Source organism: Brevibacillus sp. Leaf182, from assembly GCF_001423865.2.
Taxonomy (GTDB): Bacteria; Bacillota; Bacilli; order Brevibacillales; family Brevibacillaceae; genus Brevibacillus; species Brevibacillus brevis_C.
Map to the genome: position 1 here is coordinate 65263 of NZ_LMPN02000033.1, position 22441 is coordinate 87703.

A 22441-nucleotide genomic window follows, 5' to 3' on the forward strand; every position below is an offset into this window, starting at 1 on the left:
GGAAGGGAGGAGGGTTTCTCCTCCTGCTCAGCTAATTTGTCCGCCTTCCATGACAATATCCCGATCATTAGATATGGTCGTCTCGATTGCCAATCGCAAGCCTTTTACAATGGTTTCCAATGCCATGCTTGGCTGCCCTGCTTGCCTTGCAGCCTGTTCAGGCAAATAAGGGATATGGATGAACCCTCCGCGTACGGAAGCTTTTTTCTCATTCTCAGCAAGGTAATGCATCAATCCATAAAAAAGATGGTTGCACACATAGGTACCGGCCGTCTGCGATATGGAAGCCGGAATTCCTTGTTGTTTTAATTCATGTACAATCGCTTTGATTGGCAATGTAGACCAGTAGCCAGTAGGACCGTTTTCCCTGATCGGTGTATCAATTGGCTGATTTCCTTCATTATCCGGGATTCGAGCATCATTGACGTTAATTGCTACACGCTCAACCGCAATATCTCCTCGTCCACCTGCCTGACCGATACATAGCACGATGTCCGGATTCGTTTCTTCTATTGCTGTGTACAGATGTTCAATAGATTTTTCAAAAACCGTAGGAATTTGGCGCAACTCTACTTTATACAAATCAGACTCGATTTTTCCCAGCTCTTTTACCGATTCCCAAGCAGGGTTAACCGTTTCTCCACCAAAAGGATCAAACCCTGTTACTAAAATGGTCTTCATGATTGTCTCCTCCGATCCGCATCGGTCTTATTCGTGAAAGTCGAATATGGTCTTGTCCATGCTGTCGAGAAACACGCCGTGGACTGGATGCCACACACTCCATGACAGCACGATTGAAAACCTTATGGGTTTCTATGCAATCTCGCAATGCTCCTCCCGCGACCGTCTCATCAGCCGCTTCCGTTATTAAATCAAGCGTCACCCATTCAGGAAAACGAGAGAGTAAGGAAGGAGAGGTTCTGTTCGGCTTTGTAGGCCAACGATAAAACAAGAAATCTTGATCTGTAGGCAACGGGAAAATGGCGGGCTCCCAGTTATGTCCATACCGAATGTAGCGCTCGATAAAGCGTTTATTTTTGTTCCACAGACGTGGGTGATGTCTCAGCCCTTCCTCGGCTGCCTTTTGAATCGTATCAAGAGCGACAGCATGATGAGGGTACTCAGATCGCTCCATCTCGCGGCCAATTCCATAAAAGAGTGAAATCGGCATCCAATAAGATACAGGGAATCTCGGCGGGCTATTGTACCCTGCGAATGGTTGTGTCCATTCATGAGAAGGGATTCCGTGATCATCGATGATCACATCCGGCAACCAGCGATAAAACAGTTGGGGAACTACCCGCGATTCACCAAAAACACTCGGCTGAAAACGGTGATTGGTATACTCTAATCCAACGGCATTATAACGGGCAGCATGATGCTTCCAAAATGGATTATCCTTGACGAGCTCTTGATGAAGTGCGACCCCATCCGGATTGGCAAATGGAATCACGACCAGATTGAAACGAGTAAGCCACTCCATTTTTTCGGTTATGAGCTCTGCCACCAGCTCACGTGCAGCAGGCATACTGGAAACCTCGTTTGGATGATGTCCGGTTTCGAGCAAAATGGTTGGTTTATACAGAGATAGCTTGTGCGTTGATACGTATTTGGAAATCTGGGGTGCTGTTACCTCCACAGCAAAAATCGGCCGTCCTTCAAACGATTTCTCTACTTCCCACATATGTACAGACGGATGTGTAGTCAGCTCTGCCCATTCGCCCATATCTGGATGATGGTTTCGGTGTAGATAAGGAAGCTTCCGTTCTTCGATGCTGCTATTCTTTTCGTTCGTTCTCAGGATGCGAGCTTTTACAGGAGCAGATTGCTCTGCCTCGAAATATAAATGAGTCGTTTTGATAGAGAAAGCTTGTTCTTCTTTATATTCTTTTACGCGAATGGTTGCCTCTGGAGAGCTTGCTGGCTTGACCTTTACAAATGGTCGCACCGCCCCAGGAGAATTCCACGCCACTCCCGTTTTTCTTTCACCCAAATACGCATAGTAGTCCAGCGTATAAAAATAAATATCTTCATGCAACGCTTCTAACGACGATATTGTTTCTTCGTCTATGTCTAGCCGTTCTTCCTGTTCACTCATAGTGACGGCTACCTCTATCGAATGAAAGAGCGGAATGTTTCCTTGATACGGTTCATTTTGTTTACATAACAATTCTTCTGTCAACTCAGGTAAAAATTGCTGCGTATAGAATTGCCAAAACCTCTCTCGATCCGTAGGAACCAAGAATTGTTCTTTTGTTGTTTCATAGGAAAAGAAGAGTCCTGACGTAGTTGGATAGGCTCGACTTTGCTCGTCGGCATACAGCACTGTGGATACAGGTACATCCAAATTCCATGTACCTAAGTGCGCAAGTCCGACTCCCCAAGCCTCGACTTGGTAAGTAGTCGGTAGGTTCTCATCCATCACGAATGATATTTGCGCCAAAGACAAGCCCAATTCTTTTTCCAACAACTGATCAACGGGGTATAATTCTTGAAGCCATCGATGAGAAAGCTCCATCCCGCCTTCTCTTTCTTCTCGTTGGAAAGAGATCAAAATTCGTTCTACTCGTTCCCCTCGTACAAGAGACGGCAAAATCGTTTCTTTTATCCAGCACAAACCTGGTTTAAAAGCAGAGTGAATATGTACCGTATTATCGTTATCCGGAAGCAGCTCCGTGATTGCGCTCTTCCAGCATCGCTCCAACGCACGTCGAATTTCTTTTGGTTCTGACAAAAAAGCGGTGACCGCAAGCGGAGAAGATAAGCACCCGGTCGTCTCCTTTTGACTAGCAATCGCGATCAACTGCTCATGAAACAACTGTTCTATCTCATTTCGTTCGCCCTGGTCTTTCCATGTTTTCTCTATAAATAGGGGGAATTCCTTCTCTTTTGGCTCGTCTGATTCTTCCCATGCACCAAAAGTCCCCCCGAGTCGGTGCGAAGTGGCAGTCCCGAAATAATCAAGCGCCGCAACTATCGCTTGTCCTCCCCCTGAAAGCTGGATGACTCTTGTTGTCTTTTCTCTAGGGTCTGGGATTACTTCGACCACTCCACTTGCTAGAGGTGCTTCACCATTCATGTGTAAGGAAAAAGTGAGCTCCGCAATCCGATTTGCTTCTCCTGTGAGCGGGAAATGTATCCCGGTCGAGGCTAGACCAATCCGAGCTGCAAAGCGGGCGGCAGACATAACCGCCTCTACAGTATTGATTCCTGTAAAAAATACGTCTGTCCGACTCGTTAAATCCGTGCGCCCCGCTTGATAGAACCCTGCCGTTGTCCATAGCTCTGTCAGACTATCAAGTGGAGTTGGTCTCTCTACGATAGGACTTCCCTCATGCGAGCTCATCAGCGCATACTGGGGTATCGCGATCTGACAGACAGGCGCAGCATCCGCACGAACATATAGTTGAACTTCCTGTAAAGAACAACGAATCCTTTCAATGTCGCCGAGTGAAGTCGTTGCAGGTGCTCCATCTGTCCAATATGCCGCCATCCAGCGCAGTAATCGGCTAAGACTCTCCTCGCTTCCACCAACGAAAGCAATCCGATTGTTCCCTCGATCGAGAGTGCATGACGCCTCCTCTATGTCGCATGATGGCTCGATACATACTGTGCACAGCCACTCACCGCTTTTCGTGCTGCTAGCAACCATCGGTGAATCTTCCATACGAATGGAGGGCAGATCCAGCTCACTTGTTTCAAGGCCTAATCGGGCACAAAAATCAATGAATCCTTCTACGACGATTCCCGTTTGAAAACAGAAGGAAACAGACAACGAATCAGCTACACCGTCATTGTTTCGGTCCGCAACTAACCCTTTCGTTGTAAAAATATCACCTAGCCCTCTCATTGGTTAGCCCCCTTACACGCGCAGATTTGGATCTAGCTCATCACGTAGCCAATCGCCCAGCAGGTTAATTCCAAACACCGTAATCATAATGGCGATGCCAGGGAAAGTAGCAACCCACCATGCCGTCTCCAGATAGTTGCGACCGTCTGCCAGCATGCCTCCCCATGTAGGAATCGAAGGGTCTACACCCAATCCAATAAACGTCAACGATGCTTCCAACAAAATGTTGGTGGCTACATTTAACGTTGCCAATACGATGATCGAAGAAGAAACGTTTGGCAGGACATGTTTTCTGATGATCCGAAAATTTGTAGCCCCGATTGCTTTGGCAGCCTGGACGTATTCCATTTCTTTTACACTCATGACCTGTCCTCGAACCAGTCGCGCAAAGCCTACCCAGTTACTGATCCCCAGAACAAGTATGAGCTTCCATAGACCTGCCCCAAAGACCGTCATGACGATAATCGCAAACAAAATGAAAGGGAATGCCAACTGTACATCTGCCAGTCGCATTAACAAATCATCTACCCAGCGCCCGTAAAAGCCTGCGATGAGGCCCAGAATCACCCCGATAACTAAGGAAATCAGTACGGATACGACACCAACCAGTAACGATATTCGCGCTCCGTAAATGATCCGGCTCAGTAAGTCACGTCCTACCTGATCCGTACCTAACAAATACTCGGATTTCCCCGTATCGTCCATCCACGAGGGAGCAACCAACCGTGCACGCAAATCAGCTTTATCAGGAGTGGATGGCGCAATTACTGGTGCAAAAAGTGCGGATACGACGGCAAGCATAAGCAAGAACATCCCCGTCATTGCCCACGGATTTCGAACGAATCTTCTGCCCATTTTGCTCCATTTCCCACGCTTTTTGATTGGTGGATTGGTCTGATTGTTTGTAACTGTCGCTGTCGTCATTCGCTTTTTCCTCCTCCCTGCCTAATACGTGGATCAATAAAGCCATAACTGATATCAACCAACAGGTTCACAAAGATCATCAAAAAAGACAAGATAATTACAGAGCCTTGAATCACTGGAAAGTCACGTTGCGATATCGCATCAATCAGCATACGCCCGATACCTGGCCATGAAAAAACTTGCTCAATAATCACGGTACCGCCCAACAACGTTCCAAATTGCAATCCAATAAAGGTTACCGTTGGGATTAATGCGTTTCGTAAGCCATGCTTGATGATGACAAGCCATTCCTTGATCCCTTTGGAACGGGCCGTATTGATATATTGCTGATTCATTACCTCCAGCATGGAAGAGCGAACTAATCGAGCCAAAATTCCTGACAAGATGAGTCCGAGTGCAACGGAAGGCAGAACTAAATACTCCAGACCTTCATAACCAGAAGCAGGAAACCAGCCCAGCTTAACGGCAAATATGATGATTAACATGATCCCTAACCAAAAGTTAGGAAAAGAGATTCCTAGCAATGAAAAAATGCGTCCGAAAAAGTCAGCTACGCTGCCTCTGTAAACAGCGGAAATGATCCCTACTGGAATCGCAATCAACAGAGCGACAAACATTCCCCCGAAGGCAAGCAGCAAAGTTGCTCCCATCTTCTCCTTCATCATGTCGATCACGCTCTCACCCGTTCGGAACGAGGTGCCAAAGTTACCAGTGAACATATCTTTTAAATAAAGCCCGAACTGTACATGAACGGGCTCGTCCAGACCGAGATTTTTCCGAAGCTCAGTAATTGCCTCTTTGGTAGGCTCACCTGCTTGAAACATGATCGATACTGGGTCACCAGTCATTCGCACCAGGACAAAAATGACAAGAGTAATAGCAAGAACGACAAAAACACTATGTAGTAGACGTCTAATTAAAAAGGCTGCCATCCCGCTCCTCCTTTATCAAAAGTGAAGGGAATAGAAGAGACATCTTCTACTCCCCTGTTCAAAACATTCCTTATTCAACCGATGCTTCGCGCAAATCGATACGTTCATCTGCCGGAGGTTGGAAGCCTTTAACTCGTTTGTTTACAGCCCACAGGTTGATCGTTTGATAGAGCGGTACATCTGGGACTAGCTCATACAGGCGTTGATTCAGTTCTTTAAATGCTGCCAGACGCTTTTCTTGGTCAAATGTGGAGCGTTCTGCCTTCAAGAGCTCCTCTACTTTTTCGTCATAGAAATCAGGGTTCCAGAACTCGCCTTTGTGATACATCAGATAGGCAGTATTATCAAAGTCGAGCGTCCATCCACCCCAGCCATTCCGGTACATATGTCCTGCTTTTCCCTTCGGAATGAGGTCAGAAGTAAATGTGGAGGCGTCCACCAGATTCAGCTTCACCTTGAGACCGACTTGGCCTAATTGCATTTCGATCGCTTGCGCTACCTCTTTAAACGTAGCATCTGTACCAGGGAGGAAGAGATCAAGCTCAGTCCCTTCCTTTACGCCCGCTTCTGCGAGCAGTTGTTTTGCTTTTTCTGGATCATAATTACGTAATGGCAGGTTAGGATCATAGCCGAAAGACATATCGCTTTGGAATGAATTGACACGCTTACCATATCCGCCGAGCAGCGTTTCGATAATCAAGTCTGCATCAATCGCGTAAGCAATCGCTTCACGGACTTTTACATTGTCGACCGGCTTCATCGATGTATTGAAACGAATCGAATAAACCGTGGGCGACCCGACTTGCATCAGTTCAAGATCAGACATGCCCTTGATGGATTCTGTTTGGCTAATCTCGACTTTTTTCATAATGTCGATGGCACCTGTTTGCATTTCAGCTAGACGTGTAGTCGCTTCTGGAATAAAACGGAACGTTACTTTTTCCAGCTTCGGTTGACCTTGCTTCCAATAGTTTTCATTTTTCACCAGTACAACCTTGTTATCTTTTTCATAGCTATCCATTTTGAAAGGACCCGTACCTACTGGATGCGTGTTAAAGTACTCGTCCCCTTTTTCCTTGTAATACTTAGGCGGAACGATCACACCGCCATAACCTGCCAGCTTTGTAAGGAGTACAGGATCTTTTTCCTTGAGAATCATGTTGACTGTAAACTCGTCTACCACTTCTACACGGTCAATCGAAGCATAGTTCGCTTGCTGTGGTCCTTTTTTCCCTTCTTCACCAAGTAGGCGATCAAATGTAAATTTCACTGCTTCCGCGTTGAATGGCTCGCCGTTGTGGAAGGTAACTCCTTGACGAAGTTTAAATTGAAGGGTCTTGTCATCCTTGAACTCCCACGATTCAGCGAGTCCTGGCTGGATTTTCAAGTCAGTGGTACGCTCGACTAAGCCTTCAAATACAGATGTTGCTACCGTACTCCAATCAAGCAAAAACGTATCAATCGGATCCCAAGAGTGCGGATCTCCATTCACACCAAGTGTAAGTTCATTTTTTGCCGGAGCTTGCGCTTCTGTCTTAGATTGCGGATTTGCCTGTGTGCTAGTGTCAGCCGGCTTACTCGAACATCCGCCCATAGCAGCAGCTAGCACAAGTAATGCGGAGCAAGCGGTGATACTTACCTTCTTTTTCAAAACAAGTCCCCCTTTTCTTTTCGTTCTTAAATTCATGTTGAAAAAATATGATAGCCGTCATTTGTTCCTATTGGTTATACAAATGACAGGCAACATATCGACCATCGCCCATCGATTGAAATTCGGGCTTGTCCGTTTTGCAAATGTCCATACAATCCGGACAACGCGTATGAAACGTGCAGCCACTTGGAGGATTTGCAGGACTCGGTACATCACCAGTCAAGATGATGCGCTCACGCTTCGTTTTTGGCTTGGCAATCGGAACTGCTGACAGTAATGAGCGCGTATAAGGATGCAGCGGCTCTTCATATAGCGCATTTTTGGGTGCCAGCTCAACCATCCGTCCCAAATACATCACACCGATCCTGTCGCAAAAATGCTTCACGACGCTCAAGTTGTGAGAGATGAATATGTAAGTGAGTCCGTATTGCTTTTGCAAATCTCTCATCAGGTTCAATACCTGGGATTGAATCGATACATCGAGCGCAGATACTGGCTCATCTGCCACAATCAGTTTGGGATTAAGCGCTAGCGCACGTGCAATCCCGATCCGCTGTCGCTGACCACCACTAAACTCATGAGGAAAACGCTCTGAATTTTCCGATTTCAAACCGACTACCTGCATCAATTCCGCTACTTTTTCCTTGCGTTGTTTTGCAGTTTCATACAGTTCGAATATGATCATTGGCTCCTCAATGATCTCCCCTACTGTCATTCGCGGATTGAGGGATGCGAACGGGTCTTGGAAAATGATTTGCAAATCCTTTCGCTTCATCCTCATCTCATTTGGGGAAAGTGCCGCTAGATTCTCTCCTTGAAAAATCACTTCGCCACCCGTAGGCTCGAGCAATCGCAGAATGGCTCTGCCTGTGGTTGACTTCCCGCAACCGGATTCACCTACAATTCCGAGCGTCTCCCCTGTTGCAACAGTAAAAGAGAGATCGTCAACAGCTTTGACGTGATTCGTTACCTTCTTCAATAATCCACTGCGAATCGGAAAGTATTTTTTTAACCCTCTCACCTCAAGCAAGGGATTACATTCTGATTTTTCCAAAAGATTCACGTCCTTTCCGCTTACTCATTCAGCCAGCATCTGCTTTTGGTACCATCATTCAAATCGAATAACGGTGGTGCTTGCTCGTAGCATTTATCAATAGCCTTCTGGCATCGTTCGGCAAATCGGCAGCCTGGGGGCATCTGACCTGGACTCGGAACGGTCCCGCCAATCGTAAACAAGTACTCCTGCTCTGTGTCCATATCCGGGATCGAGCCCAACAAACCAACCGTGTACGGATGCTTTGGAGAAGCAAATAGCTTTTCTACCTCGGCTTCCTCGACGACTTGCCCTGCATACATGACAACCACCCGATCACACATCTCTGCTACCACACCAAGATCGTGCGTGATCAGCATGATGGTCATCTCGCTCTTCTGCTGTAGTTCTCTCATCAGGTCAAGAATTTGCGCCTGAATGGTCACGTCTAGTGCAGTCGTAGGCTCATCTGCAACCAATAGAGATGGACTACAGGACATCGCCATCGCGATCATCACACGCTGCCTCATCCCGCCAGATAGCTGATGCGGATACTCATCAACGATTTCTTCCGCTCTCGGAATCCCGACCAGCTTCAGCATTTGGATCGCATGCTCTTTGGCTTGTTTTTTGTTCATACTTGTATGATTCAAGACGAGCTCCATGATCTGCGCCCCGATTGTATAAACCGGATTGAGTGAGGTCATCGGTTCTTGAAAAATCATCGCGATCTCTTTTCCTCGGACCTTCCTCATCTGATCCTTGGAAAAGGCAACCAGATTTTCACCGTTGTACAGGATCTCTCCTCCGGTGATTCGCGCGGTTCTCGGCAGAAGCCCCATGATGGATAGAGAGGTGACACTTTTTCCACAACCCGACTCCCCTACTATGCCAATCGTCTCCCCTTTGTTGATTTGAAAACTAACGCCATCCAAAACGGTAATTTCTCCATTATCGGTTCGGAATCTCGTCTGAAGATTTTTGATTTCCAGCATCAAAGTCCCGCCTTTGCATCTGAATATCCCAGCTTGCTCATGATTTGATTCGCTACTGCTTTTGTCTCCTGTACCAAATACTCCAATCGATCCTGCTGGAAGCGTGATGTAGCTCCAGCCAAGCTCAATCCAGCTATGACTTGTCCCGTAAAATCTCGAATAGGTACAGCAATGGCTGCGGAATCCGGCTCCAATTCACCGTAGCTGACTGTATAGCCATTTTCACGTGCATCGTGAATCCATTGCCATAGTAGATCTTTGTCTGTATTGGTGTCTGGTGAGATTTTCTTCATGTCTACCCGGTTCAACAATTCTTCGATCTCATGATCCGGCAGAAATGAGAGTAAAATGCGCGGGCATGCCCCTGCGTACAACGGTGATTTTCTACCTACCTGCGTATATACACGAACATACTGGCGGGTATCGACTTTTTCAATGTAAACCCCTTCGTCTTGATCACGAATAATCAAGTTGACTGCCTCATCCACCGTATCTCGTAGCTGTAGCATATACGGGAGCGCGATTTTCCTGATCTCCAGCCGTTGGGCAACAATGTTCCCAAACTCCAGCAGCTTCAATCCCAATTGGTATTTAGGCGGATTATGAGTGGTCGTTTTGGAGACAAAGCCGCGCATTTCGAGCGTCTGAAGAATTCGAAACACCGTACTCTTCGGCATATCTGACATCTCGACAAGCTCAGCCAGGCTTAATTCACTGTTTTGGATAAAATATTCTAAAAACTCTAGCGTTTTTAACACACTTCGGTTTGCCGTTTTTTCTGTTTTGTCCATTTTCATCACCATTCAATTGTCCCAAAATACGGAACGTTATTTTGTATTTTGGCATGACACAATATTAAATGAATTCAGTTATTTCCGTCAATACATTTTTCCCCCTTAGCTAATAGGTTGTTCTACCTACTGGCTCGGGGGTAATTTGTACGTAAGCTTTTAGTGAATATTCTTTTTCTTAAACCGTCCACCAGAAACATCGTGAATATGACCAATCGCTAAAAATGCAGAGGAATCGATTTCCTCCACGATGGATTTCAGCTTCGCTTCCTCCAATCGGGTAATGACACAGAAGATGACTTTTTTGACGTCTCCCGAGTAGCCACCTTCTCCATTCAAATAGGTAATTCCCCGCCCCAGTCTCGCGGTTAACGCATCGCCAATTTTGTCTGGATAATCACTGATGATCCAGACTGATCTTGATTGCTCGAGCCCGACCATGGTAATATCGATCATTTTATAAGCGATGTAGTAAGCAATTAACGAGTACATAGCCCGATCCCACCCAAAAATGAAGCCAGCGCTGCCTAAAATAAAGATGTTAAAAAACATGACCATTTCGCCGACCGAAAACGGACTTTTCCTCGTCATCAGGATCGCAACAATTTCCGTCCCATCCAAAGAACCGCCCGCGCGAATGACAAGTCCGACACCGATGCCGATGATGATCCCACCAAAAACGGCAGAGAGAAGCAAATCGTCCGTCAAGCTAGGAACATGATGGAGGTAGCTCGTCCCCAACGACATCACGACGACACCGAACAGCGTAGAGATGGCGAAAGTCTTGCCAATTTGCTTGTAGCCAATAAGTAAAAAGGGCAGGTTCAGCAGGAATAAAAATAATCCGAGTGGTCCTCCCGTCAGCTTTGAGGCCATAATGGAAACACCGGTTACACCACCGTCAATGATGTTGTTTGGAACCAGAAAAATTTCGAGTCCAACTGCCACCAACAAAGCTCCAATGATGATTCCGAGAGCTCTCAGTACGACCCTTCTTTTTTTCGTCCGCTTATGAGTGATCGGAGCAACTGCTTTTGCATCCATTTTGATCATCCTTAGCCGTTTTTTTCTTACCCCTTCATCTTTCCCTGGTAGCAAAAAAAATAGCCAGCCAGGATTTCTCCCAGCCGACTCTTCATTATCCCTTAGCCCCAAACCGCAATGGAAATAATGCCAATCGTGATCATCAAAGACATGGACAGACGCCATACGCGTTGTCGTTCCTTTAGCAAAAAGACCCCGAGCAGCGTACCAAAAACCGTACTTACCTCACGAATGGGTGCAATGGCTGCCAGCGGTGCCAATGTCATGGCAAACAAAAACAACAAATACGAGCCTGGTGAAAGGACGGCACCGAGTACAATCGTTCTCCAGTTTTTTTGCCACTCACGGCGGATGAGTCCCTTTTTCCAAACAAAGCCCCCGGCGACAATCAGACAGGCAAAGTTGGTGATTTCCAATAAAGCGAATGGAGATAATTGTTGTACGATTTGCTTGTCGGTCAACGTGTACCCTGTAATGCAGAGTCCAACAGCAAAAGCGTATCGCAGGGCGAGCGGATTTACTGGCTGACTTTGACGATCTGTGCCAATCATTCCACTAATGGCGAAGACTCCGATCACGATGCAAATGACCCCCAGCCATCCCGGTACAGATAGATACTCTTGAAAGAAAATGGCGCTAAAAAACGGAATGAGAAGCGTCCCCGTCCCCCTCATGATAGGGTAAACCTGAGAGATATCCCCGTATGTATACGCCTTTGAAACCAATAAGGTATAGCATCCTTGAAAGAAAAAGGACAGAAACAGAAAAAGAGCCAAAGACCATGTCAGTTGTACGTGCATCAATTCCCAAATGAGAACCGGCAAGAGGATCACGGTTGTTGGCAATGTAATCAACCAAAGAAACGCCATTTTGTTCTCACTTTTTTTCGTGAACAGGTTCCAGACTGCGTGCGCAAGGCCAGACGATAGTACGAGCAAAATCGAAATCGATAACATGTGTGCCCCTTCTCTCTCTTGTTGTACAAATACAACGAAAGCCAATAAAACACAATGCGTTTCGTTGCCTTTCGTTCGACGTGTACAGTATACACCCAGTCCCCGCAAAAATTAAGCATTGTTTCTGTTATGGCCTAAACCATTTTATTGATGCTGCGAACACACGCATCTTTTTCCATTCTCCGCATTTTGGGTTATAATGGAGGGATGACACTTCGTTCGGAGGATCTGACTACATGTTGCAAAGAGAGTTGACTCGGGAACAAGCGATACAGGTAGGCGAGCAAATCCTAATTGCCGTCGAAGGACACATCATTGAACGGGGCTATACGTACTTTTCTGATGGCGTCGTCTTCAATACACGCGTAGAACAAGGCCAATATTTGATGAGTGATGTTCAAGGTTCCCAGGTGTATCATGTTCGCCTCGATATGGAAACGGTTCAAAACAGTTCTTGTACCTGCCCTTATTCGCGCATTTGCAAGCATATTGCTGCTACTTTTTTTCAGATGTACAGTGTGTTCGAGAATCCTCGCACATTTTTGAACCGCTCGCAACAGCCAAGACGAGCTACTTTTTCTCCTCATCTGCTGATTCCTGCTTATAAATATAGCCATACCGCTCCTGCTCAGCAGGATGCAGCTTCTGTTTCCTCCCCGCTTACCGCGAACAGTTCCGTCAAAGAATGGTGGGCATTTTTTGAGAGCTGGACACGTAACCTGTTTGCGGCCATGGAATCGTATCGAGCTTCCTCTGAGTTATTATCGAGCTATCAAAATGTGCTGAGTGTTGCTTCCTCGTGGCCGAAAGATCGCGCACAACTTTTTGTCATTCATGCCAATCTATTTCATCTCATGAAGCTTACACAATACGTGAAAACGTACCGCCAATCATACTGGTTCCTGGATTTGGTTCAGACAGCCGAGCGGATATTGGATCAATTAGAAGGGACATTGTACTTCGCAGATATCCCTGCTCTCTTGACTGACCACCAGGATGCCATCGTAGATACTCTTCAACTGACAAAGGAATTGAAAGAAAACGAAGCCACCTCCCTCTACTGGATATACGCCTATCAAATGTTATGGTGGATGCTATTGAAAAAACCAGCGTGGATACATGAGGAGATCCATGTGCTGGATCATCTTATCAATAATGAAAACAGTTCTGCCGCCGAAAAGGAAAAAGGGCTGCTGCTCCGCGCCCACTTTCATGTGATGGAAAAGGAGGACGAAGCTGCTCTACAAATCTGGAAAAGAATGAGCCGTTTGAACCTCTCCTTCTACTTGTCCTATATGAAATCATTCGCACGCAATGGCGAATGGCAACGATTTCTCGATTGGACTGCTTCATTGACGTCCTTAATCGGTCAAGCCGAGACACAACAATACCGTCTCGTTATCGCCATTTGGCAGGAAGCGATGGAGCAAGTGGGACGATCAGCCGAGTGCGGAGCCAAGCTAAAGCAGTTCTTACCAAGCAGTTATCACGAATATGCAGCCTATCTATATGACGAACGACAGTTTCAGCAATGGATTGATTTGCAAATGTCGTTTCAAGTCCCCATGACAGATATCTCGATCGCGCAGGTGAAAGAAATCGAGGAAGCCGAGCCGACTCTGCTCTTCCCTTTTTATTTGCGTGAGGTGAACAGACTAATTGCGGAACGTAATCGAACGGCCTACAAAGAAGCGATCAAGCTCATGAAAAAGGTAAGGACGATTTACAACAGAGCAAACCAAGATCCGCGCTGGGAACGATACGTGGAACAATTATCTGCCAAACATAATCGGTTACGTGCTTTTCAAGAAGAGCTAAGGAGAGGAAATTTCAACTTATGAATACCGTCACTACATTGGTTCTAGACGGAGAGCTTTTGGCAGACGGACAATTCTTGATTACTGGCAAAGACACGCAAGGAGCAGTGATCGATCCAGAAGAATTGGCAGGAACACTTTTTGCGTGGGATGAGTCCTCCTATTACGGAACCTTCCTGGACAAAAACGAGCATGGCGTATTGCTCAGCCCTGCCAAGGCCCTCTCCTTTTTCGTCTCCCCCCAGTGGCTTTTGCATCGGACCTATTCATCCAGCACGCCATTTGAACAATATACGCATGTAGCGAAAATGATCCGGGATATACTCGCACAAGGCTCTATTGCCCCTGATTTTTCTTCCTGGAAAAAAGGACAAATAGGCTGGAGAGCCATGCATACTCCTGGCGATTTTCCGGAGTACGGACACAGGTGGCTTTCGCTCGTCGTAGAGGAATCCTTGCAGGGCACTGGTGAGATTGGACGAAAGTGGGAGCAGCTATTGACGCAATACCCGGCTCTGTACGTCATGGGCGCCGAGCTTTCTCCACACCTTCAGGAACAGGAATGGTTGCAATCGATTGGCTGGCTGCCAGATACGACTCCGTTTCGCACATGTTTGCAAATCGTCGAAGCCGAGGAGCATCCCAATGACTGGCAACTCCAAGTGTATTTGCAGAATCGTGAAGAGCCAGATCAGTTATTTCTCATTGAGCCACACCAGTTGATGGCTGAGGGGGTAGCTACCGCCCGCATCCCTGCTGACTGGCGTGAACACTGGAATCGTTTTCTCACGGACCTCGCCAAATGCAAGGAGATTCTCCCGTGGCAAAAAGACTCCCAGGAGAATCAAAGCCGTTTTCTCACGCGACTGACGAACGAGCAAGCGTGGATCTTTTTGACGTCGAGCAGTTTGCAGTTGGTGCAAGCCGGTATTCATGTCTTTCTACCAGCATGGTGGGAACAAGTACGCCGGGTAAAACCAAAGCTAAAAGCCAAGATTACAACCTCTGTCGGGGCTAGCCGACAATCCTTCCTGGGTGTCTCCCAGCTCATGGATTTTGAATGGAAGCTCGCCTTGGGACCTGTGGAGCTCAGCGAAGAGGAATTTGAGGAACTGATTAAACAAAAGCAGCGCCTGCTGAAAATTCGCGGGCATTGGGTGCAATTGACTCCCGATCTATTCTTGCAGTTGCAGGAAGCACTCAAGAAAAACAAAGCGCAAAGCGGCATGTCCCTACGTGATGTCATGAGAATGCACCTCGCTCCTACCGTAGAGGTTGAGGAGCTACCCGATGATGAGTTCGATTTCGATACTTCTCTAACGGTTGAAGTTCAGCTAAACCAGCATTTGCGAGAGCTGTTGAATCAATTACAAGAGACGAAGCGTATTCCGATCATGGAGCAGCCATCTACTTTTCACGGGACATTGCGCCATTATCAGCTAGAGGGAAGTTCGTGGCTGTTCTTTTTACGCCGCTTTGGGTTGGGAGCTTGTCTGGCCGATGACATGGGATTGGGAAAAACGGTTCAATTTATTACGTATTTGCTTCATGTCAAACAGCATGGCCCAGCCAATACTCCTTCTCTCTTAATCTGCCCGACCTCCGTCATAGGCAACTGGCAAAAAGAGCTGAAGCGCTTTGCCCCCTCTCTTCAAGTAATGATTCATTATGGCAATGATCGTCAAAAGAAGGAGGCATTTTTGCCAGCGATCAAGGGAGCAGATCTGGTGATTACCTCCTACGCTCTATCCCATTTGGATGAACAAGAGCTAGGAATGGTTACATGGGATACGATTTGTCTCGACGAGGCGCAAAATATTAAAAACGCCTATACTAAGCAAGCGTCCGCTGTGCGGGATTTGAAAGCATGGCATCGGATTGCGCTCACAGGCACTCCGATCGAAAATCGTCTGAGTGAGCTCTGGTCCATTTTTGATTTCTTGAATCCTGGCTACTTGGGAAGTCTCGGGGAGTTTACCCAGCGCTTTGTCCATCCCATCGAACGCGATCAAGACCAGCAACTCATCAATCAAGTGCAACGACTCATTCAGCCTTTCTTGCTCCGTCGCGTGAAAACTGATCCGAACATTCAGCTCGATTTGCCGGATAAGAATGAGAGCAAGGAATATGTACCGCTGACTACCGAGCAAGGCGCACTTTATGAGACAGCGATTCAGGATATGTTTGATCGAATGGAAAAAGCCTCCCCTATGGAGCGGCGCGGTCTGATTCTAACGACACTGACACGTCTGAAGCAATTGTGTGACCATCCTGCCCTCATTTTGAATGAAATCTCAACAACGGATGAAGCCAGTCGCTCGCACAAATTGGAAAGACTGCTGGAACTGGTGGAGGATATTCGCCAAAAGAAAGAGCGTTGCCTGATTTTTACCCAGTACATCGAAATGGGCAACTTGCTCCAACGAGTACTGACACGAGAAGGCTATGGACCTGTCTACTTCCTAAATGGGGCTACGAAAAAAGAAAAACGCGATGAGATGATCGCTCGTTTTCAAGACCAGACACTATCAGACGATGAACGCGGAGCCATCTTCATTCTGTCCTTGCGCGCGGGTGGAACTGGCTTGAACTTGACGGAAGCCAACCATGTCATTCACGTAGATCGCTGGTGGAATCCTGCGGTAGAAAATCAGGCCACTGACCGGGCCCATCGCATAGGACAGCAGCGCAATGTTCACGTCTACAAATTCATCTCGCTCGGGACGATTGAGGAACGCATTGATGAAATGATGGAGAGAAAACTATCGTTGAGCCAGCAAATTGTCGGGACGGGCGAAAGCTGGATCACGGAGCTATCAACAGAAGAGCTGCGGGACTTGTTCACCCTGCGTCATGATTGGCTAGATACGAAAGGATAGGTGGAGCATGGAGCGAGTGCAGCAAAACGACAGCAATTCCACTATGCGCCGTCCTACAGAAGAGCACAAACTGCCCGAGGCATGGCTGCGTTTTTTGGAAGCTGTTCAACAACAATTTTCCGATAACCAAACAAAGAAAGAGTAAGAATGAAAAACCCAAGGCCTGATCTCGTTATGGATCGAGCCTTGGGTTTGATTTTCCTAGTGGAAAGGAAACCTCCACTGTCGTCCCTTTATTCAGAATACTCGAAAAATAAATATACCCGTCGTGTGCTTGAATGATTTTATAACAAATCATGAGTCCTAGCCCCGTCCCTTTTTCCTTTGTGCTATAAAAAGGCTCCCCAAGTCGTTTCAGCCGTTCCTCCGCCATACCGCAGCCTTGATCAATGATTCGAATCATTACTTGCTCGTTTTCTTTACGCCCAGCCACGATGTGAATCGTCCCACCATCTTGCATCGAGTCAACGGCGTTTGACAGAAGGTTCATGAAAAGCTGCTGAATTTGATTCTGATCGCACCAAATCACGGTCCCTTCCACTTCCTTGACATCTAGCACCAGATGATGACACTCTAGCTTCACTTGCATCAATCGAGTAACCTGTCGCAGCAAACTCGCTAGATTTTTTGCTTCATACGGTTCTGTGCACTCTCTTGATAAAAAGACGTATTCTCGCAGGACACTCTCTAATTGGTGAAATTCAGCCTGCATAATATCAAAATATTCTCTCTTCCATTGATCTCGACGGAGCAATTGTACGAAGCCCTTGATGGAAGTTACCGGGTTTCGTATCTCGTGTGCAACCCCGGCAGCCATTTGCCCAATGACGGAGAGCTTGTCTATCTTTTGTAAAAACTCTTCTGTTTGCACGTGCTTCGTGTTATTTCGAATGATAAAGATGACTTGGTTCGCCTCATGTTCTTCATGAATCACCGGAGTGCCTTTTGCCTCCAGCGTGATCTTTTTGCCATTCCGGTCCGGGCAAGTAAATGTAATGAGACGAGGCTGCTTCTCTACCGTGATCTGGCGAATCGTTTGCATAACAAGCCTGCCCGTTTCCAATGGCAGTACAGCTAGCAGGTGTCGATTCACAACTTCATCAGGAGCGATCTCCAGAACAGATTGAACGGATGGCGAAATATACGTAATGATCCCCTGACTATTGATGATCACGATAATATCAGACAAGTTTTCTGCAATCATTCGATATGTCGATTCATTCTCATGTTGCTGCTTGCGAAGAACGTCTCCTCGCTCACCCTGATCCATTTCGTATGTATCTAAAGCCTGGTGTTGTCCACCATTAAGTAGTAGAAATGCACTGTTCCTAAACCTTTCCTCACGTTTCAACACACGAGCCAAGTCTTCGGCAGGCATGGGCTCACTAAACCAAAATCCTTGAGCAGAATCACAGCCAAGCTGCCAAAGAAAATCCAGTTGCTCTTGCGTCTCTACACCTTCTGCCGTTACTTGCACGCCCAGACTTCGTGCCATCGCCATGACGGTTTTGATAACGGTCGCCTGTGTGACATCGCTCATACATTCCCTTACACAGGATTGATCGATTTTTAGTTTGTTCATGGCAAAGCGAGATAGATGTTGAATGCTGCTATGGCCCTTCCCAAAATCATCCAAGCTGATTTTTACCCCGATTCTTTTTAGTTCTGCTAAAATTTCGATGGTACGCTCCCCATCTCTGGCAGAATCCTCGGTAAATTCCAGCTCCAAATAGTGAGGCCGCAGGTTCGTTTCTTCTAAGATCGCTTGAATCCGGCTACCCAACTGATCCGATTCCAGGGTATACGATGACAGATTCACGCATGTCACAAGAGGTGGTAGTCCAGCGTCCTGCCAAGCTTTGTTCTGCTTGCAAGCCGTTCTGATCACCCATTCCTCTACCAAAAGAATCAACCCGCTCATTTCTGCTAACCAAAATACCCAATCCGGGGACAGTAGCCCTCTTTGATGATGGTTCCATCTTACCAGAGCTTCTGCTCCGATTATTTTGCCTGTCCTCAGGTCGTAGAGTGGTTGATAATAAAGGCTAAGCTGCTGATTGACAACCGCTTGATGAAAATCTCGAACGTAGCGATCCAGTTCCTTTTGGTTCATTGTCTGTATACGAACCACGCCTTCCTGGAAATCATTCTGATTTTTCCAACTTTACCCCTGACTCTACTTTATAGGAAGAGGCTAGCCCATGTCCATACGTCTACGGTGTTTAGAAAAAACCCTCCACAAAGGGAGGGTCAGCTACGCGCGAATTCTCATCAGAGCGCGCTCTTCTTCTTTTATCCGCGGACAGGTATAGCAATACTTTTGCTCACCCGTCTTATAATACAAGCAGCATTGATTCTTAATCCGAACTTTCGCTTGAGGGTCACGCATATCCTCGATCCAGCGCACACCCACGCGAAATGGATTTTTTTGCAATCCAAAGCTCTGGCCTTCCAACTGATTACAGAGGACATCGTAATCAGCCTTCACTTGTTGCTTGATGCTATCCTGTTCTACCAACGCCACAAAAGCATCCGTATGGTAATTGAACTTGGTTGGGAACTGTCCCCAGAGCATCGCTTCTGGGTTTCCCGTTACCTTTGCAAGAGTCGTGAGCAACGGGTGAAGGAAGTCTTGAAAATACGCGCGATAGCATTCCTTCAGCCAGATTGCGCGCTCCGCTTCGCTCGTAGGCGCTTCTACGATCTCATACGCCGGGATCACAAAGACGAATTGCGGATAATCATCCTCGTAAAACAATTCAATCGTCATATTATCCAGTGTCATGGTAAGTGCACGATTCCAGACAGAGATCATGTACGATAGACCGAGAGAAGGGCTCGTGAGCCAACTGCTGATGTAAGTACCAGCAGCAGTCAGCTCATGTGCCTTGATTAGCGGAGCATAGATTTGTACGAGCTCATTCATATGCGTCGGGTCTACCAAATCTCTTGCCTTCATCGAAAATAAGGCATTGGGCCTCGGTTTTGAAGAAATATCAAACCGTTGGGCGATAAAATCGTCATCCCATTCTAGCATCACGATCTCCCTCTCTATTCATTATCAAGAAAAAACGCTGTTTGACTGGTCGAGGTACGTGCCGAACTGTGCTTGATACAGTCTGCTGTAGATGCCTTCACGAGCCAAGAGCTGATCATGACTTCCTTGCTCCGTAATGCCTTGCTCCGTTACAACGATGATTCGATCTGCATTTTTAATGGTAGCCAATCTGTGGGCGATCACCAATGTCGTACGGCCTTTGGACAGTTCCTGCAAGGACTGCTGGATCGCCGCCTCCGTTTCGGTATCGAGTGCAGAAGTAGCTTCATCCAAAATCAGGATCGGCGGGTTTTTCAAGAACATGCGTGCAATCGCCAGTCTTTGTTTTTGACCACCGGACAATTTGACTCCGCGTTCACCAATAATCGTCTCCAGACCAGCAGGCTGAGAACGGATAAACTCCTCTAGTTTAGCCAGACGCGCTGCCTCCCAGATCTCTTCCTCTGAAGCGTTTAGTTTTCCATACATGATATTTTCGCGAATCGTCCCTGAAAAGAGGAACACATCTTGCTGAACGATTCCGATTTGGCTACGCAATGAAGTTAACGTGATTTGGCGGATATCCATTCCATCAATGGAGATGCTGCCTCCACCGATCTCATAAAATCTCGGCAAGAGACTGCACAACGTGGTTTTTCCTGCTCCAGAAGGGCCTACAAACGCAATGGTCTCGCCCGCCTGGATGTTCAAATCAATATTTTGCAAAACAGAAGACTCTTGGTCGTAGCTAAACGAAACATTCTTATACGAGATATCGCCCTTCAGCGACTCTACCTGGATCGCATCTGGAGCATCCGCAATATCCGGTGCTGTGTCCATGATTTCGATGTAGCGCTTGAAGCCGGCAATCCCTTTTGGATAGCTCTCGATAATCGCATTAATTTTCTCCAAGGGACGGAAAAATACATTCGTTAACAGTAAGAAAGCGACAAATTCACCGTAGGTCAATTCACCTTGAATAACAAACCAGCTACCGCAAATCAGGACAAACAAATTGACTAAACGCATCAGGACGTAACTGACAGAAATATTTTGGGCCATGATTTTGTAGGACAACAGCTTCGTGATCCGGAAACGCTGGTTGTTCTCTGCGAATCTTTTGTTTTCAAATTTCTCGTTGGCAAAAGCTTGTACGACACGCATTCCACCTACGTTGTCCTCAACACGTGCGTTAAAATCCGCCATGTCGCCGTACAGACGATGGAACGCTCCCGTCATTTTACGGTTGAAGTGAACAACGAAGAATATCAAGAGCGGAATCACCAAAAACGTAAGCAGCGCCATTTCTTCATTAATATTGAACATCAGGAGAAAAGCACCGATCAGCGTCATCACGGCGATAAACAAATCTTCTGGACCGTGGTGAGCGACCTCCCCGATCTCCATCAAGTCATTCGTTAGACGAGATAGCAAATGCCCCGTCTTGGTATTATCGAAAAAGCGGAAAGAGAGCTTTTGAATATGGTCGTACAGCTTCTTCCGCATATCCGTCTCGATATTAATTCCAAGCATATGTCCCCAGTAGGTGACGACATAGTTCATCCCGGCGTTAAGACCATACAAAGCCAAAAGTCCAATGCACGCCCACACGATCATATTCCAATCCTTGCTCGGAAGTAATTGATCGACAACCATGTTCACTGCAAGCGGAAATCCCAGCTCCAACAAGGCAACGAATACTGCACACGTGAAGTCGAGGATAAATAATCCACGATAAGGCCGATAGTAAGAAAAAAATCTGCGAAGCATTGAAGCAGCAACTCCTCTCTCTCAGAACAACATCAATCAAGTATTTGATTTTGAAAATCATTTTCATTATATATGGATTTGTCTTTTATATCGATGTTTTATTGGAATTTTTTTCTTCGCGGAGCACATTGGCAGAAAAAAACGGTTCGAACCTCCTTATCCATCAAGGAATGAGCGGCTCGAACCGGAAATTCACTCAGCGTAAATCTTGATTTTTAATTATTAAACTTGCTTTTTGGTATTATCATATTTTTGGGTATTTTTTACATTATTCCCTTACCGGATTCTTAGAATATTCTTCAATTCTCTGCATATCACCATTGGAAGTTATTTTAACATTGATTAGATATGATTCTTGGGCTTTTGTATTTCTGACTTTTGTCATATATGTCCCATGTGAGAAATTGTAAGTAGGCTCATCTGTCCTTAAGCTCTCAAATGGTAAATTATACTTCTCACTTACATACTCTGTTGCATAGTTAATAGCCAATGCCCTGTCTCCAGATGTTCCATAAAATATAGTGTAAAGGTTCCAAACTACTATAATACTAAGTACACTAACTACACTCCAAATTATCTTTTTTTTTAATGGTGAATGCCCTCCATCTATATGGAATGATAAGGAGCAGAAACACCTGCTCGTTATTTAAATGACTCATGAAACTTCTAAAGATACCATAGTAATAATTGGCTTGTTTGTTGTGTAGTCAATGTACAATTCTTTCGACCAATCCCAAGTCCCATCCGTGTATCCAATTCCAT

Annotated in this window: 17 protein-coding genes; 3 read left to right on the top strand and 14 right to left on the bottom strand. The window is 46.3% G+C overall.

The annotated features are described in order from the left end of the window. Window positions 1–27: 27 nt before the first annotated feature. The 10 genes from pcp to ASG16_RS24190 form a co-directional block, all read right to left on the bottom strand. Window positions 28–681 (bottom strand): pyroglutamyl-peptidase I, encoded by a 654-nt coding sequence (pcp, locus tag ASG16_RS24145; protein WP_056493197.1) that lies wholly within the window; start codon window positions 679–681, stop codon window positions 28–30. Further along, window positions 653–3850, bottom strand: coding sequence for a M14 family metallopeptidase (locus ASG16_RS24150; RefSeq protein ID WP_056493194.1), 3198 nt, complete (start codon window positions 3848–3850; stop codon window positions 653–655). The genes pcp and ASG16_RS24150 overlap by 29 nt, the downstream gene beginning before the upstream one ends. 12 nt (window positions 3851–3862) lie before the next feature. Beyond that, complete coding sequence (locus tag ASG16_RS24155) at window positions 3863–4774, bottom strand: ABC transporter permease (protein ID WP_048032783.1); 912 nt, start codon at window positions 4772–4774, stop codon at window positions 3863–3865. Next, the gene (gene nikB / locus ASG16_RS24160; RefSeq protein ID WP_048032782.1) at window positions 4771–5706 is read right to left on the bottom strand and encodes a nickel ABC transporter permease; all 936 of its coding nucleotides are present in this window, start codon (window positions 5704–5706) and stop codon (window positions 4771–4773) included. The genes ASG16_RS24155 and nikB overlap by 4 nt, the downstream gene beginning before the upstream one ends. A 70-nt stretch (window positions 5707–5776) precedes the next feature. Next, window positions 5777–7357, bottom strand: a complete 1581-nt coding sequence (locus ASG16_RS24165; protein ID WP_056493191.1) for an ABC transporter substrate-binding protein — start codon at window positions 7355–7357, stop codon at window positions 5777–5779. A gap of 67 nt (window positions 7358–7424) precedes the next feature. Continuing rightward, window positions 7425–8411, bottom strand: a complete 987-nt coding sequence (locus ASG16_RS24170) for an ABC transporter ATP-binding protein (protein ID WP_056493188.1) — start codon at window positions 8409–8411, stop codon at window positions 7425–7427. Window positions 8412–8431: 20 nt separating this feature from the next. Beyond that, window positions 8432–9385 (bottom strand): ABC transporter ATP-binding protein, encoded by a 954-nt coding sequence (locus ASG16_RS24175; RefSeq protein ID WP_056493185.1) that lies wholly within the window; start codon window positions 9383–9385, stop codon window positions 8432–8434. After that, the gene (locus ASG16_RS24180) at window positions 9385–10176 is read right to left on the bottom strand and encodes an IclR family transcriptional regulator (RefSeq protein WP_241970826.1); all 792 of its coding nucleotides are present in this window, start codon (window positions 10174–10176) and stop codon (window positions 9385–9387) included. Before ASG16_RS24180 ends, ASG16_RS24175 begins: the two co-directional genes overlap by 1 nt. A gap of 159 nt (window positions 10177–10335) precedes the next feature. Then, on the bottom strand, window positions 10336–11220 hold the full coding sequence (locus ASG16_RS24185) for a YitT family protein (protein ID WP_056493180.1): 885 nt from the start codon (window positions 11218–11220) through the stop codon (window positions 10336–10338). 101 nt (window positions 11221–11321) lie between these two features. After that, entirely contained in the window at window positions 11322–12176 is an 855-nt protein-coding gene (locus tag ASG16_RS24190; RefSeq protein ID WP_056493177.1) for a DMT family transporter, read from the bottom strand. A 236-nt stretch (window positions 12177–12412) separates the two neighbouring features. On the opposite strand from ASG16_RS24190, the gene ASG16_RS24195 reads away from it, so the two are divergent. Genes ASG16_RS24195 through ASG16_RS31045 form a run of 3 tightly spaced genes read left to right on the top strand, consistent with a single transcriptional unit; the run spans window position 12413 to window position 17017 of the window. Then, on the top strand, window positions 12413–14017 hold the full coding sequence (locus ASG16_RS24195) for an SWIM zinc finger family protein (RefSeq protein WP_056493174.1): 1605 nt from the start codon (window positions 12413–12415) through the stop codon (window positions 14015–14017). Next, window positions 14014–16872 (top strand): DEAD/DEAH box helicase, encoded by a 2859-nt coding sequence (locus ASG16_RS24200; protein ID WP_056493171.1) that lies wholly within the window; start codon window positions 14014–14016, stop codon window positions 16870–16872. The genes ASG16_RS24195 and ASG16_RS24200 overlap by 4 nt, the downstream gene beginning before the upstream one ends. A 7-nt stretch (window positions 16873–16879) precedes the next feature. Then, window positions 16880–17017 carry a hypothetical protein gene (locus tag ASG16_RS31045; protein WP_198674266.1) on the top strand — a complete coding sequence of 46 codons (138 nt, stop codon included), beginning with the start codon at window positions 16880–16882 and terminating at the stop codon, window positions 17015–17017. Window positions 17018–17044: 27 nt separating this feature from the next. On the opposite strand, the gene ASG16_RS24205 is transcribed toward ASG16_RS31045, so the two are convergent. From ASG16_RS24205 to ASG16_RS31760, 4 genes are all read right to left on the bottom strand, one after another. Continuing rightward, window positions 17045–19003 carry an EAL domain-containing protein gene (locus ASG16_RS24205; protein ID WP_241970827.1) on the bottom strand — a complete coding sequence of 653 codons (1959 nt, stop codon included), beginning with the start codon at window positions 19001–19003 and terminating at the stop codon, window positions 17045–17047. Between the two features lie 123 nt (window positions 19004–19126). Next, window positions 19127–19909, bottom strand: coding sequence for a Fe-S oxidoreductase (locus tag ASG16_RS24210; protein WP_056493165.1), 783 nt, complete (start codon window positions 19907–19909; stop codon window positions 19127–19129). A 24-nt stretch (window positions 19910–19933) separates the two neighbouring features. After that, entirely contained in the window at window positions 19934–21679 is a 1746-nt protein-coding gene (locus ASG16_RS24215; protein ID WP_056493162.1) for an ABC transporter ATP-binding protein, read from the bottom strand. Window positions 21680–21947: 268 nt separating this feature from the next. Then, window positions 21948–22325 carry a YfjL-like protein gene (locus ASG16_RS31760; RefSeq protein WP_483296482.1) on the bottom strand — a complete coding sequence of 126 codons (378 nt, stop codon included), beginning with the start codon at window positions 22323–22325 and terminating at the stop codon, window positions 21948–21950. Window positions 22326–22441 lie beyond the last annotated feature (116 nt).

Excerpts from the sequence above, each read along its gene's own strand:
- ASG16_RS24195 (WP_056493174.1), top strand. The coding sequence starts at position 12,413 with ATGTTGCAAAGAGAGTTGACTCGGGAACAAGCGATACAGGTAGGCGAG.
- ASG16_RS24200 (WP_056493171.1), top strand. The coding sequence starts at position 14,014 with ATGAATACCGTCACTACATTGGTTCTAGACGGAGAGCTTTTGGCAGAC.
- ASG16_RS31045 (WP_198674266.1), top strand. The coding sequence starts at position 16,880 with ATGGAGCGAGTGCAGCAAAACGACAGCAATTCCACTATGCGCCGTCCT.
- ASG16_RS24150 (WP_056493194.1), bottom strand. The coding sequence starts at position 3,850 with ATGAGAGGGCTAGGTGATATTTTTACAACGAAAGGGTTAGTTGCGGAC.
- ASG16_RS24155 (WP_048032783.1), bottom strand. The coding sequence starts at position 4,774 with ATGACGACAGCGACAGTTACAAACAATCAGACCAATCCACCAATCAAA.
- ASG16_RS24210 (WP_056493165.1), bottom strand. The coding sequence starts at position 19,909 with ATGCTAGAATGGGATGACGATTTTATCGCCCAACGGTTTGATATTTCT.
- pcp (WP_056493197.1), bottom strand. The coding sequence starts at position 681 with ATGAAGACCATTTTAGTAACAGGGTTTGATCCTTTTGGTGGAGAAACG.
- ASG16_RS24190 (WP_056493177.1), bottom strand. The coding sequence starts at position 12,176 with ATGTTATCGATTTCGATTTTGCTCGTACTATCGTCTGGCCTTGCGCAC.
- nikB (WP_048032782.1), bottom strand. The coding sequence starts at position 5,706 with ATGGCAGCCTTTTTAATTAGACGTCTACTACATAGTGTTTTTGTCGTT.
- ASG16_RS24180 (WP_241970826.1), bottom strand. The coding sequence starts at position 10,176 with ATGGACAAAACAGAAAAAACGGCAAACCGAAGTGTGTTAAAAACGCTA.
- ASG16_RS24175 (WP_056493185.1), bottom strand. The coding sequence starts at position 9,385 with ATGCTGGAAATCAAAAATCTTCAGACGAGATTCCGAACCGATAATGGA.
- ASG16_RS24215 (WP_056493162.1), bottom strand. The coding sequence starts at position 21,679 with ATGCTTCGCAGATTTTTTTCTTACTATCGGCCTTATCGTGGATTATTT.
- ASG16_RS24185 (WP_056493180.1), bottom strand. The coding sequence starts at position 11,220 with ATGGATGCAAAAGCAGTTGCTCCGATCACTCATAAGCGGACGAAAAAA.